This is a genomic window from Pseudarthrobacter sp. NS4 (assembly GCF_024758005.1).
In the GTDB taxonomy this organism is placed as follows: domain Bacteria; phylum Actinomycetota; class Actinomycetes; order Actinomycetales; family Micrococcaceae; genus Arthrobacter.
Genome location: NZ_CP103288.1, coordinates 3425999 through 3437873 on the forward strand (window position 1 = coordinate 3425999; position 11875 = coordinate 3437873).

At 66.0% G+C, this 11875-nt stretch carries 12 protein-coding genes and 1 pseudogene; 7 read left to right on the top strand and 6 right to left on the bottom strand.

Annotated features, from left to right (window positions below):
• Positions 1-40 precede the first annotated feature (40 nt).
• The 5 genes from NXY83_RS16220 (at position 41) to NXY83_RS16240 (ending at position 4144) form a co-directional block, all read left to right on the top strand.
• Positions 41-520 carry a hotdog fold thioesterase gene (locus NXY83_RS16220; RefSeq protein ID WP_258803235.1) on the top strand — a complete coding sequence of 160 codons (480 nt, stop codon included), beginning with the start codon at positions 41-43 and terminating at the stop codon, positions 518-520.
• A 7-nt stretch (positions 521-527) separates the two neighbouring features.
• On the top strand, positions 528-1886 hold the full coding sequence (paaK, locus tag NXY83_RS16225; protein ID WP_258803237.1) for a phenylacetate--CoA ligase PaaK: 1359 nt from the start codon (positions 528-530) through the stop codon (positions 1884-1886).
• 60 nt (positions 1887-1946) lie between these two features.
• Positions 1947-2600 (top strand): TetR/AcrR family transcriptional regulator, encoded by a 654-nt coding sequence (locus NXY83_RS16230; protein WP_258803238.1) that lies wholly within the window; start codon positions 1947-1949, stop codon positions 2598-2600.
• Positions 2601-2710: 110 nt separating this feature from the next.
• Positions 2711-3838 carry a S1C family serine protease gene (locus NXY83_RS16235; RefSeq protein WP_258803239.1) on the top strand — a complete coding sequence of 376 codons (1128 nt, stop codon included), beginning with the start codon at positions 2711-2713 and terminating at the stop codon, positions 3836-3838.
• A gap of 12 nt (positions 3839-3850) precedes the next feature.
• On the top strand, positions 3851-4144 hold the full coding sequence (locus NXY83_RS16240) for a hypothetical protein (protein WP_258803240.1): 294 nt from the start codon (positions 3851-3853) through the stop codon (positions 4142-4144).
• An 83-nt stretch (positions 4145-4227) separates the two neighbouring features.
• Here NXY83_RS16240 and NXY83_RS16245 read toward each other — a convergent pair whose 3' ends face one another.
• Together NXY83_RS16245 and paaZ are read right to left on the bottom strand one after the other, a co-directional pair.
• On the bottom strand, positions 4228-4623 hold the full coding sequence (locus NXY83_RS16245; protein ID WP_258803241.1) for a VOC family protein: 396 nt from the start codon (positions 4621-4623) through the stop codon (positions 4228-4230).
• Between the two features lie 175 nt (positions 4624-4798).
• Positions 4799-6910: a phenylacetic acid degradation bifunctional protein PaaZ gene (gene paaZ, locus NXY83_RS16250; protein WP_258803242.1), complete on the bottom strand. Its 2112-nt coding sequence runs from the start codon at positions 6908-6910 to the stop codon at positions 4799-4801.
• Positions 6911-7060: 150 nt separating this feature from the next.
• Between paaZ and NXY83_RS16255 the strand changes: the two genes are divergently transcribed.
• The gene (locus NXY83_RS16255; protein ID WP_258803243.1) at positions 7061-7510 is read left to right on the top strand and encodes a hotdog fold thioesterase; all 450 of its coding nucleotides are present in this window, start codon (positions 7061-7063) and stop codon (positions 7508-7510) included.
• 3 nt (positions 7511-7513) lie between these two features.
• Here the strand turns inward: NXY83_RS16255 and NXY83_RS20935 are convergent, their stop codons facing one another.
• From NXY83_RS20935 to NXY83_RS16275, 4 genes and pseudogenes are all read right to left on the bottom strand, one after another.
• The gene (locus NXY83_RS20935) at positions 7514-9595 is read right to left on the bottom strand and encodes a S1 family peptidase (protein ID WP_309484087.1); all 2082 of its coding nucleotides are present in this window, start codon (positions 9593-9595) and stop codon (positions 7514-7516) included.
• Positions 9592-10311 carry a tyrosine-protein phosphatase gene (locus NXY83_RS16265; RefSeq protein ID WP_258803245.1) on the bottom strand — a complete coding sequence of 240 codons (720 nt, stop codon included), beginning with the start codon at positions 10309-10311 and terminating at the stop codon, positions 9592-9594. Before NXY83_RS16265 ends, NXY83_RS20935 begins: the two co-directional genes overlap by 4 nt.
• A 565-nt stretch (positions 10312-10876) precedes the next feature.
• The gene (locus NXY83_RS16270) at positions 10877-11137 is read right to left on the bottom strand and encodes a hypothetical protein (RefSeq protein ID WP_397427427.1); all 261 of its coding nucleotides are present in this window, start codon (positions 11135-11137) and stop codon (positions 10877-10879) included.
• A 121-nt stretch (positions 11138-11258) separates the two neighbouring features.
• Positions 11259-11540: pseudogene (locus NXY83_RS16275) on the bottom strand (GNAT family N-acetyltransferase); the annotation flags it as partial.
• Between the two features lie 74 nt (positions 11541-11614).
• Here NXY83_RS16275 and NXY83_RS16280 point away from each other — a divergent pair.
• Positions 11615-11848, top strand: coding sequence for a DUF6480 family protein (locus tag NXY83_RS16280; RefSeq protein ID WP_258803247.1), 234 nt, complete (start codon positions 11615-11617; stop codon positions 11846-11848).
• Positions 11849-11875 lie beyond the last annotated feature (27 nt).

Here is an 11875-nt window from a genome sequence, read left to right on the forward strand (position 1 = left end):
CTAATGAACATTCGGTAAATAAAGCTGGAGGCAATGACGCATGGCTGAAACAACTGTTTCCGGGGCTATCCACCCCATCCTGGAAAACGACTACGCCTCCGAATGGATGGGGATCGAGGTCCTCTCGCTGAGCGACGGGCACGCCACCATCCGCATGAAGCTCCGGCAGGAAATGCTCAACGGCTTCGGCATGGCGCACGGCGGAATGATCTTCGCCTTCGCGGACTCCGCCTTCGCCCTGGCGTGCAACCCGGTCAACCCGGCACCGGGCGAGGAAAACAACATCACCGTGGCCGCCGGCGTCGACATCAACTTCCTCAAACCCGCCTACCAGGGCCAGGTGGTCACCGCCGTCGCGGACCGCCGCTCAAGTTCCGGCCGCAGCGGCCTGTACGACATCCAGATTTTCGCCGCCGACGCCTCCGCACCGGCCGGCCACCACGGCCCCACCCCCGGCTCCGGTCCCGGCGAGCTCATTGCCGAGTTCCGCGGACGCAGCCGCACCATCCCCAAGAAGTAGGAAAACCATGACCCTGCATGCCCCCGAAACCCCCTCCGCAACACCAGCGGCACCAGACGCCGTCCTGGACCGCGAGGAGACCATCTCCCGCGATGAGCTGGAGGCCCTTCAACTCAGCCGCCTGCAGCACACGGTTGCCTACGCCTATGAGCGCGTGCCCCTGTACAAGCGCAAATTCGACGACGCCGGGATCCACCCCGGCGACCTCCGTGAACTCAGCGACCTGGGCAATTTCCCGTTCACCACCAAGGAAGACCTTCGCGCTGAATATCCGTTCGGCATGTTCGCCGTGCCGCAGAGCGAGGTGGCCCGCGTGCACGCCAGCTCCGGCACCACCGGCCGCCCCACCGTAGTGGGATACACCAAGCAGGACCTAGCCGACTGGGCAAAGCTGGTTGCCCGCTGCTTCCGGGCCTCCGGCATCCGGCCCGGCATGAAGGTCCACAACGCCTACGGCTACGGCCTGTTCACCGGCGGGCTGGGCGCACACGCAGGCGCCGAGGCCCTGGGCTGCACCGTCATCCCGATGTCCGGCGGCCAGACCGAGCGCCAGATCCAGCTGATCCAGGACTTCCAGCCGGACGCCATCCTGTGCACCCCCACGTACCTGCTGACCATCGCTGACGCCATGGCGCACATGGGAATCGATCCCGCCTCCACCTCGCTGAAGTACGCGGTGCTGGGCGCCGAGCCCTGGACCCAGGAAATGCGGCACGAGCTCGAAGTCACCATGAACATCAAGGCCTGCGACATCTACGGCCTGTCCGAGGTGATGGGCCCCGGCGTCGCGGGCGAGGCCGTGGAGACGCAGGACGGCAGCCATATCTGGGAGGACCACTTCCGCCCCGAGATCATCGATCCCTTCAACCCGGTGGCCGGCAAGGAAAACGTCCTGGGCGACGGCGAACACGGTGAACTCGTCTTCACCTCACTCACGAAGGAAGCGCTGCCGATCATCCGCTACCGCACCAAGGACCTCACCCGCCTCCTCCCCGGCACGGCACGGCCCGCGCACCGCCGAATGGGCCGCATCACCGGCCGCAGCGACGACATGATCATCCTCCGCGGGGTGAACCTCTTCCCGTCGCAGATCGAGGAAATCGCGCTGCGGATCCCGGAGCTCAGCCCGCATTTCCAGCTTGAGCTCACCCGGCCGGAAGGCCAGCGGATGGACCAGTTAACGGTGAAGATCGAACGGCGGGACAACGTGACACCCGGGCAGAGTTCGACGGCGGCGCGCACCTTGAAGGAACAGATCAAGATCCATGTGGGTTCTTCGTGCACGGTGGACGTTGTGGAGCCAGGCTCTCTTGAGCGGTCCAACGGCAAGCTGCGCCGGATCTACGACCTGCGGCCGAAGGGCTGACCGGACGGTGGTGCCGGGCCTGTCCCGGACTGACCGACCGTTCGTGAGAAACTAGCCACTATGCGCAGCACCACCGAAACCTCCAGCCCCGGCGATCCAGCCAGTACCGCCGGCACCAGGCGCGGCCGGCCCGGCTACGACCAGCAGTCCGTGCTGCGCATCGCCGTGGACGTCTTCAACCGCCACGGCTACGACGCCACGTCCATGGGGATCCTGGCCGAAAACCTGGGCATCTCCAAGTCCGCCATCTACCACCACGTGCCCTCCAAGGGAGACCTCCTCAAGCTTGCCCTGGACCACGCACTGGGCGGTCTGGAGGCCATCCTGGAAGAGCCGGAGGCTACGTCCGGCGCCGCCGATGCCCGGCTGGAGTTCGTCCTCCGGCAGACGGTGGCCGTGCTGGTGGACCGGCTGCCGTTCGTTACGCTGCTGCTGCGCCTGCGCGGCAACACGGAGATCGAGCGGGATGCGCTGGAGCGGCGCCGCACGTTCGACCACAAGGTAGCGGGCCTTATCTCCGCGGCCCGCGATGAAGGTTCGCTGCGCCAGGACATCGATCCGCGGACGGTCACCCGGCTCCTGTTCGGCATGATCAACTCCATCGTGGAGTGGTACAAGCCCGGCGGCTCACTCTCGCCGGAGCGGCTGGCCGACGACCTGATCACCATGGCGTTCGACGGACTGCACGCAAAGGCACACTCCGTTGCCGATTAGCCCACGGGGCCCTTCTCCTGCTCGTCCCCGATAAATACTAAGCGTGCTTGGTATTTTCGCTGCTCCCCGGCTACGGTGGTAGGAAAGCCACCATCGCAGGGAGGTTGTACATGAGCCCGGCCATCCACCCGGCACGTCCTGGCCGGCCAGCCTTTGGACGCCCCAACTTCAGCCGACGCAGGGCCGCCGCAGCCGCCGCCATAAGTGCCGCCGTCGCACTTTCCGCCTGCACCGGCCCAACCGCGCCCACCGAGACCACTGCCACGGCCGGAAACACTGCGGCTGCCAGCCCGGCAGCATCCGCGCCGGCAACCGGTGGCGGGGCCATCGAGGCCGGAAACCTCCCACAACTGGTGGAGAACCTGGCCCCCTCGGTGGTCACCATCTTCACCCAGGGCGGACTGGGCAGCGGCGTGGTCTATTCCGAGGACGGCCTCATCATCACCAACGAGCACGTAATCCGGGGCAATACCACTGTTGGGGTGGGCTTCGCGGACGGGCAGCGGGTGGAAGGCACCGTCCTGGCCACCGACGAAGTGACGGATCTGGCGCTGGTCCAGACTGACCGGACAGGCCTCCCAAAGCCCACGTACCAGACCGATCTGCCCCAAGTCGGCGAAGGCGCACTGGTGCTCGGTTCCCCGCTCGGCTTCGAGAACACCGCCACCGCCGGCATTATCTCCGGGCTCCACCGGTCCATCCCCGGCTCCGCGTCCAACAGCCTGTCCCTGGTGGACCTGATCCAGACGGACGCCCCCATCAGCCCGGGCAACTCAGGCGGCGCCGTCATCAACATGCGGGGCGAAGTCATCGGCATCAGTGAGGCCTACATTCCGCCCTCCGCCGGAGCAGTGTCACTGGGCTTCGCCATTCCGGCCGCCACGGCCGTGGAAGTGGCGGAGGAACTGCTGGCGGACGGCACCGCGAAGCACTCCTATCTCGGCCTGACCCCCGGCGCACTCACGCCCCAGATTGCCCGGCAGCTGGGTACCGACGCCAGCACCGGCGTCGTGGTGTTGGCAGTGGATGACGACGGCCCTGCCGGACGCGCGGGAATCCGTCCGGGCGACGTCCTGGAATCGATGGAAGGCGTGGAACTGGCAACACCGGAGAAACTCCTGGCTGAACTCCGGAACCGCAACCCCGGCGAGACCGTAGCGGTCAAGGTCAGGCGGGAGGACCAGAGCCTTGATCTCAAGGTGGACCTTATCGAACGGCCCCCAAGTAACACCCAATAGGAAGGTAAGACAATGAGCCACCCCAAAGAAGAACCAGACGCAGGATTCATCGTTCCTGACCCCTCCACGGTCCGTGAGGACATTCCCGGTGACGCCGGAGACGAGGCAAACGTGATCCGCTTCAGCGAGGAGCAGGCCCTGATCGAGGAACAGTCCCATGGCATCCGCCCGGACACCTACAGCGTGCCCGCCGGTGGCCCCACCATGGATGAGGCCCGCGGCAACATGGACCTTTCGGACCAGACCGGCGCCGGCCCGGAGGACGACAGCAGCGACGACGGCCTGCACGGCGGCGCCGAATCCTGACGCCTTAACCGGCCTATCAAACGCCAGGGGCGCACCGGAATGTCCGGGGCGCCCCTGCCGTCTCTGTTGGCCGTTCCTGTTGGCTAGAGCTGGTATTCCATCTTGTTGCCCAGGCTTTCATGGATGCACAGGATGTTGTGCTCGGTGTCCATGAACCACGCGCACTTCTCGGAATCCGTGGTGCAGATGTGGTTCTCGGTCCTCAGGTTGGGCAGGTCGTAGTCCTGGAACTGCACACCCTTGGCTTCCATGTCCCGGACCGTCGCTTCGATGTCCGTTACCTCGAAAGTCAAGGCGGTGTGATGCGAGTGCTTGCCGTCCGAGACCCGCTTCAGCTGCAGCCTCGGGCCGCCGTCACTGCCGAGCAGTTCGCTTCCATCCTCAGCCGTACCGCAATGCGGGAGCCCCAGCTTTTCGGTGTAGAAACTGTGCGCGCGCTCTGCATCATCGACTGGCAGGACGGTTGTGGCTGTGTTCATTTTAAGGCTCATGTGGCCACCTCCTACGGGCAGAATTTTACGCTTCCGCCAGCCAAAAAGCCCCGGCCCTCCAAACGCTCTCTCACCTTTCGCGCCCCAACCACAAACGCTCTCCCACCTTTGGATGAAAGGTGAGAGAGCGATTGGGAAAAGGGCGCAGGATGTGAGAGAGCGTCTACTTCTCGACGAGGGTGAGGACGTCGTAGGTGGCCACGATCTCGTCGTTCTGGTTGGTGAGCAGGGCGTCCCATGCCACCTCGCCGTACTCGTCGGTTTCACGCGGCGTGATCCGCTTGGCCGTGAGCGTCACCCGGATGGAGTCGCCGGCAGCAACCGGGGTGATGAAGCGGAGGTTTTCCAGGCCGTAATTGGCCAGGACCGGACCGGGCGCGGGCTCCACGAACAGGCCGGCGCCCCAGCTCAGCAGCAGGTAGCCGTGCGCCACGATGCCCGGGAAGAACGGGTTCGCCTCCGCGGCCTCCTGGTTTGTGTGTGCATAGAACGTGTCGCCCGTGGAGTTGGCGAAAGCCGTGATGTCCTCCAGCGTGACCTGCCGCAGGTCCGAGCGGATGGCGTCGCCGATCCGCAGGGTCTCCAGCGACTTCCGGAAGGGGTGCGTCCCCTCCGTCTCAAGCGTGAGGTTCCGGTCGGCCCCGGCATGCCAGACGCCGGTAACGGCGGTGAGCATGTTTGGAGAGCCCTGGATGGCGGTGCGCTGCATGTGGTGCATGACGGACCGGATGCCGCCCAGTTCCTCGCCGCCGCCGGCACGGCCGGGACCACCGTGGACCAGGTGCGGGACAGGTGAACCGTGCCCCGTGGAACTGCGGGCGTCCTCGCGGTTGAGCATCAGGACGCGGCCGTGATGCGCGGCGATGCCCGTCACCAACTCACGGGCAACGTCCGGATCATTTGTGCACACGGTGGCCACCAGGGAGCCGCTGCCGCGGGCGGCCAGGCGGACGGCGTCCGGAAGGTCCTGGTACCCAATCACCGACGAAACCGGGCCGAACGCCTCCAGCGAGTGGACCGACTCCGCTTCCGGGTCCTTCCAGCTGAGCAGGACCGGGGCCATGAAGGCGCCACCTTCCACTACACCGGTGGAACCGTCCGCGGAGGTTACCGACGGCGAATCCAGCGTTCCGTACGCAAGCTCACCGCCGGCGTCGAGCATTGACTGCACTGCCGCCCGAACATCCTCAAGCTGCTCCACCGAGGCGAGGGCCCCCATGGTGACGCCTTCCGCCCGGGGATCGCCCAGGACAACACGTTCCTGGAGGCGCCTGCCCACGGCCACGGACACGGCCGGGACCAGCTCCTGCGGCACGATGGCGCGGCGGATGGCGGTGCACTTCTGCCCTGCCTTGGCGGTCATTTCAGTCACCACGGACTTCACGAAGGCATCGAATTCCGGCGTACCTTCCACCGCGTCCGGGCCCAGGATGGCGGCGTTCAACGAGTCCGTTTCAGAGGTGAAGCGGACGCCGCCCTGGACCACGTTGGGATGGGACTTCAACGACAGCGCGGTGGATGCGGAACCGGTGAAGGCCACCAGGTCGCGGTAGTCCAGCACGTCCAGCAGCCCGCGGACTGAACCGGAAATCAGCTGCAGCGAGCCCTTGGGCAGGATGTTGGATTCGACGATGGCCTTAACCACGGCCGCGGCCACGTAACCGGTGGGCGTGGCCGGCTTGACGATCGTGGGGACGCCGGCGATGAACGCGGGCGCAAGTTTCTCCAGCATGCCCCAGACGGGGAAGTTGAAAGCGTTGATCTGCACGGCAACGCCGGGGATGCGGGTGTAGATGTGCTCGCCGGCGAAGGAGCCGTCCTTGGACAGCACCTCCATGGGCCCGTCCACCACCACCTGCGAGTTGGGCAGTTCACGCCTGCCCTTGGATCCGAAGGTGAAGAGGACACCGATGCCGCCGTCGATGTCGATCATGGAGTCGACCTTGGTGGCGCCGGTCTGGGCGGAGAAGGCATAGAAGTGTTCCCGCCGGGCGTGCAGGTACTGCGCCAGTTCCTTGAGCTTGAGCGCACGCTGGTGGAAGGTGAGCTGGCCAAGTTCCGCCTGGCCCGTGGTGCGGCCGTAGTCAACGACGGCGGCCAGGTCCAGCCCTTCAGTGCTCACCTTGGCCAGGATCTCCCCGGTGCTCGCATCCCGGACCGGCACGGCGGAGCCGGCCGATCCGGCGTCGGGTGTCCACCAGGAGTCCTGGATGAAGCTGGGCACTGTTTCCACGGTGTCGAGCGTGGCCTGGGGAGCTGTGGCAGTGGTGGTCATCGTTGACGGTCCTTCCAACAAGGGGGCAGGAAACGGCAGCTGATCATTACTGACCGTCCGTTCGGTAATATATTTACCATACATGAATGTGCCGTGGTGCACACTAGAACGCTGCAGACTGGAAGCACGTCCTGCCCAGAAGGAGAGCACATGACCGACGCACCCCCGAACGAACCGGCCACCGCCGACCACCGCGCGATGGACCACAAACTGTGGAAGATCACCCTCGGCGAGCTCGACGAGAAGATGGGCGTAAAGATCATTGAAGAATCGGTGGAGCGCGTGGTGGCCACCATGCCCGTTGAGGGGAACCGGCAGTCCTTCGGCCTGCTGCACGGTGGAGCCTCCCTGGCCGTCGGCGAGGCTGTCGGCTCATGGGCTGCGGTGATCCACGCGAGCACCATGGGCAAGACTGCGGTGGGGGTGGACGTCTCAGCCACCCACCACCGCTCGGCCCGTGAAGGTCAGGTGACCATCACGGCCACCCCCATCCACTTGGGCGGAACCATCACCACCCATGAGGTGGTCATCGCCAACGAGGCCGGCCAGCGGCTCTGCACCCTGCGCATCACCAACCTGCTGATGAAACGCCACAAGTAGCATCTATTCCGCGGCGCGGCGCTTCCGGCGCCGAACGAGCGCCATCAGGACTCCCCCGACGGCGATCGCCGCTGCGGCAGCGGCGGCAGCCGGAAGGAGCGCCGTTGAGCCGGTGTAGGCCAGGCCGCCGGTATGGGCCGGGGCATTTCGGCTGGCTCCCGTGTCGGCAAGATCGGCCGGAGGGCTGCTGGCAGGCGGGTTTACGACGACGGCGGCACCATCCGATGGATCTGCCGGCGCCGTGGGGGTCGGGTCAGCCGGAGTTGGTTCTGTAGGCGCGGGAACCGGGCCAGCCGGAGTTGGTTCCGGTGGCGCGGTCGGCGCGGGAGACTCCGTTGCCGCCGGGGCGAACTCGAAGCTGCCGGCGCCGGACACACTGAATCCGTTCACCGTTTCAGCGGTGAACTTCAATGCTCCGTTGCCCTCCGGTGCCGGGAAGGTCCAGTTTCCGGCGTCATCGACCGGCACCTCAAAGGGGTCCTCCCCCTGAACGGTGATCCTGACCTTCGAACCGGCAGCCACAGCCGACGCCGGAGCAGCCGGAACAGTCCCGCTGACCAACTGCCCCGGCTCGTAGGTGGCACCAGGCGCGGGAGCGGTGACCGCGGGCTTGTTGAGGAAGAGCTCCAGCTCGTATCCGGGCAGGACGGCAAGGCTGTCCCGGAGAGTGGCCCCGACAGCGAAGTTCTCGATGACGTTGCCGTTTTCATCGGGGGTGTCCCCAGCTGCGTGCGTCCCCACGGCGTAGTTGCCGCTGAGGTATGGCCCGCCGGAGTCGCCGCCGCTGGACTGTACGGCAAAGGACAGGAACCCGTGGAATGCGCGCAGGTCGGTGGGATCTGCCGCGTACGCGGGACCGGGGACAACAAAAATGCCAACCGCGTCCACAGTCCCGCAGGACCACGCCGAGGTCCGCCCCGATCGGCAGACCGGCATGCCCGCCACCGGATCGGTGCTGCCGATGACCTTCACGTCCGGGCCGGGCTCGGAAGGGTTGCCCCAGGTACTCGCGGCAGGCAGCGGGTCAAGGTCGGGGCGGAGCGATTCAATCACTGAAATGTCCGTGCCTACATTGCCCAGGTAGTCCGGATCCAGCGGATCCTCAATGATGGGTGAGTTTCCCGGGCCCCCGAACTGGCTGAATCCAAACTCGCCCAGCAGCCCGGCCGGTGTTCCCTGGAATTCGAGCGTTGCCGTTAGGGCCGCGCCGTCGGAAGCGCAGTGCCCTGCAGAGAGGACGGCGGGCAGCCCGGCGGGATCAAAGGCTGAGAAGCCCGTGGAGCAGATATAGAGGAAATCCGTTCGATACCCGACTCCCCCTGGAACGTCTGCCTCGGGCGCAAGGGGGGCGCCGCCGTCGAGCTCAACGTTGGCGTACCTTGCCACGAACGCGGCGGGTGACAGTTTCCCGGAACCGGCCGATGCGGCGCTGCCGGCACCCGAGTCCCCTGTCGATTCCGGTGAGTTGATTCCGCCGGTCCGAATGACGAATTTCCCGCCGGATGCCATCACGGCCTGCAGGCTTTGGGGTCCAACCTCGCGCACGTAAGCCTGGAACAGCTGCTCGGCACTCACGGCCAGCTCTACGCCTTCTGCCGGCGAAGAGCTGGGGGCAGGGTCCGGGTCAGCGGCGGCGCCGGACGCCTCAGTCTTCGCCTCAAGCGCCGGCGCCGGGGAAGGTGCTTCAACAGCCAGTTCGGGGGTGGTTGCTGCGAGCGCAGCCACTTTCCCAAGCAGTTCGGAACCCGATCCCGACACAACGATCTGCCCGGCCTCCAGCCTGATGCCCACATAGCCGGGCACGTCCCTCAGCTGTACTGCCACAGCTGCCGCCTGGGCGCCGAGTTCCCCGGCGGCGGTGAACTCCTCCGGAGTAAGCCCGAGGTCGCGCTGCACCGCGTCTGCGAGCGCAGATTCGGACAGGGCGGTGGTTGAGAGGGCAGAACCGTCAGTGGTGCTGCCGGAAGAGGTACCAGTCCCGGGCTCCCCGGCCGCCCACGCCGGCGCAGCCAGATATGTCGAAGACGCCAGCACACCTGCAGCGGCACCGAGGGAAAGGACCTGACGCAGTTTGGCCGCGGTCATCGGGATACCCCCACCCCGCACAGGGAAAGCACGGACTCAAGCTCAGTGGGGTGCAGGCCGTTCCGCAGAAGGAAGTTCCGCGTATCCAGTGTCCGCACGAACTCCACCACCGCCGCGCCGCGCTGCTGGAGCAGGGGTTCCAGTTCCGCGTCCTCCACGTACCGTTCGCGGTCATGCGGCGGACCGTGGGTGCGGTAGCGCTCGTTGATGCCGCGGGCGGCACGGCGGTACCCCTCGGCGATGTCCTGGTCCGGGACGCCGGCCAGGTCCTGCACCATTGCGGCCACCATGCCGCTGCGGTCGCGTCCGGCCGCACAGTGCAGTACCACACCGCCCCGGGTGGAGGCTGCCGCCAACGCCCGGAAGACACCCACGAGCTTCTCCGGGAAAATCCGGGCGTTGTCTGCGTAATAGGCCGGGTCGTTGAGGTACGGGCCCGTCACCGCGGCCAGGCGGGGATCGCCGGGCTCCTCGGTGGGTGCCGACACCACAGCCATGCCCTGCCACACCGCGCCTGACACCACCGGATCGGTGTCCCGGCGCCGCGCCTCCGCAGCGTTACGGAGGTCAACAACGGTGCGGATGCCGTCGCCGAACGCCTGTTGCCAGCCCGCCTCCGTCAGCCATTCCCGCCGCCCCATCCGATAGACACCGCCGGCCACGTGCCAGGCGTTGACAGCACCATCCCAGTCCATGGACCTGCCCGGTTTCTTCATTCGCACAGCTAACCACAAGGGCCACAGGAGGCGCACGTCACAGCCAGGTACGTGCGCAGGAATACGGCCTCCGGCTGGTGACCGCCAGGGCGGACGAGCGGACGGTAACTGCAACCAGCTTCTGCTCCAAGTAACGTTCGAAGGAGAACCAAAATGGGTGAGCAAACATCACGACGACGTCACGCAGGTTTCGCGGCCGGCCTCGCCAGCCTGGCAATGGCACTTGGCTTCACGGCTCTTCCCGCTGACGCAGCGCCATCCAGAATCGACTACGTCGCGCTGGGCGACTCCTATCCCGCCGGGACAGGAGCAGGCGCTGCGGAGCGTCCTCCCGGCCTGGACTGCTGGCAAAGCCACCCGGGGTACGTTGACTTTCTCCGGCGGACACGAGACGTGAGGCTCAGGGCAAACGCTGCTTGCCATGGAGCCGTCCTGTCCGAACTCAGCCCCACATACGACCGTGAGATCTACACGCCCACCGTCCGCGAGCAGATCGAGTTCCTTGTCAGGAGCAGGGCACTCTCGCCGGAAACCGAACTGGTCACTATCACCGCAGGAGCCGAGGTTACCGACGGGCGAGTTGTGCCGGAACTGCTTCCAAGACGGCCGCGGCATACGCTCGATGCCCTTCGGGAGTGGGGTGGAAGTTGTAATCGGCCATGAAGTCATTTACATCCAGCTGCAGCCAGGGATCCGGTGAGTTGACTGCGTGGCCGGAGAAACGGGCGCTGACATCAACGTACCGCGCGTCCGTTCCGTATAGGGTGTTAGCGGTTTTCGCGGCTGCCGCAATCGTTGCATTCACCGTCAAGGTGGCCTGATTCATCAGAATTTGGTTTGCCACCGGGATGGGAGCAAACGAGCTTGAGGGGTCAAAGAGCAACGGGTATCCCAATACGGCAATCCTGGCGTTGGGGGCAGCTTCCTGGATAGCAGCGTAGGCCTGGATCAAGCTGGCGGCCGGTGGTCATGCCGATGATCCGGCCCGGGCCGCCGGAGGCAGGATCGATCAGCCGTGTGGTGAACGGCAGCATGGAACCCTCATCCTGGAGCGCCAGGCGCCGCCGGATCTCGGCAGCCATCTCTTCGGGCGCCGGCACCGAGGTGTACCAGAGCTTCCACAGCTCGCCGTCCCGTCCCGCATCAACAAGGCCGTCGTGGTGTTCCCCGGCCAGCGGCTCCAGGATTACATGCCGCCCGGTCAGGGTAAGGGGTTCTAGGAAAGTCACTGCACCAGCCTAGGTCCACCACCAGGGCCGGTTACGCTGGGGACAGCACCAGGACGGCGAGCAAGGGAGTTAACGTGTCAGGAAGCAATCCGGACCCGGAGGATGACAAGGTCACAGGACTGGAGCCCGGTGGTGGGGTGCCGCCGCGGGAAACCCCGCCGGGCGAGGCCTCCACCGCCGGCCCGCAGGGCCATGACGAGCACGGGACACGCAAGAGCACCCAGTTCTTCTGGATCGCCATCATCGGGGTTGTGGTCCTGTTGTGCCTCCTGTTCTTCATCGGCTACATAGTGGGCTTCTTCGGCTAGGGCGTGTCTGCTAATTATTTGGCTTGT

What these genes read in the sequence shown, in the direction of transcription:
- NXY83_RS16220 (WP_258803235.1), top strand. Translation starts at nt 41, where the DNA reads ATGGCTGAAACAACTGTTTCCGGGGCTATCCACCCCATCCTGGAAAAC.
- paaK (WP_258803237.1), top strand. Translation starts at nt 528, where the DNA reads ATGACCCTGCATGCCCCCGAAACCCCCTCCGCAACACCAGCGGCACCA.
- NXY83_RS16230 (WP_258803238.1), top strand. Translation starts at nt 1,947, where the DNA reads ATGCGCAGCACCACCGAAACCTCCAGCCCCGGCGATCCAGCCAGTACC.
- NXY83_RS16235 (WP_258803239.1), top strand. Translation starts at nt 2,711, where the DNA reads ATGAGCCCGGCCATCCACCCGGCACGTCCTGGCCGGCCAGCCTTTGGA.
- NXY83_RS16240 (WP_258803240.1), top strand. Translation starts at nt 3,851, where the DNA reads ATGAGCCACCCCAAAGAAGAACCAGACGCAGGATTCATCGTTCCTGAC.
- NXY83_RS16245 (WP_258803241.1), bottom strand. Translation starts at nt 4,623, where the DNA reads ATGAACACAGCCACAACCGTCCTGCCAGTCGATGATGCAGAGCGCGCG.
- paaZ (WP_258803242.1), bottom strand. Translation starts at nt 6,910, where the DNA reads ATGACCACCACTGCCACAGCTCCCCAGGCCACGCTCGACACCGTGGAA.
- NXY83_RS16255 (WP_258803243.1), top strand. Translation starts at nt 7,061, where the DNA reads ATGACCGACGCACCCCCGAACGAACCGGCCACCGCCGACCACCGCGCG.
- NXY83_RS20935 (WP_309484087.1), bottom strand. Translation starts at nt 9,595, where the DNA reads ATGACCGCGGCCAAACTGCGTCAGGTCCTTTCCCTCGGTGCCGCTGCA.
- NXY83_RS16265 (WP_258803245.1), bottom strand. Translation starts at nt 10,311, where the DNA reads ATGAAGAAACCGGGCAGGTCCATGGACTGGGATGGTGCTGTCAACGCC.
- NXY83_RS16270 (WP_397427427.1), bottom strand. Translation starts at nt 11,137, where the DNA reads ATGAATCAGGCCACCTTGACGGTGAATGCAACGATTGCGGCAGCCGCG.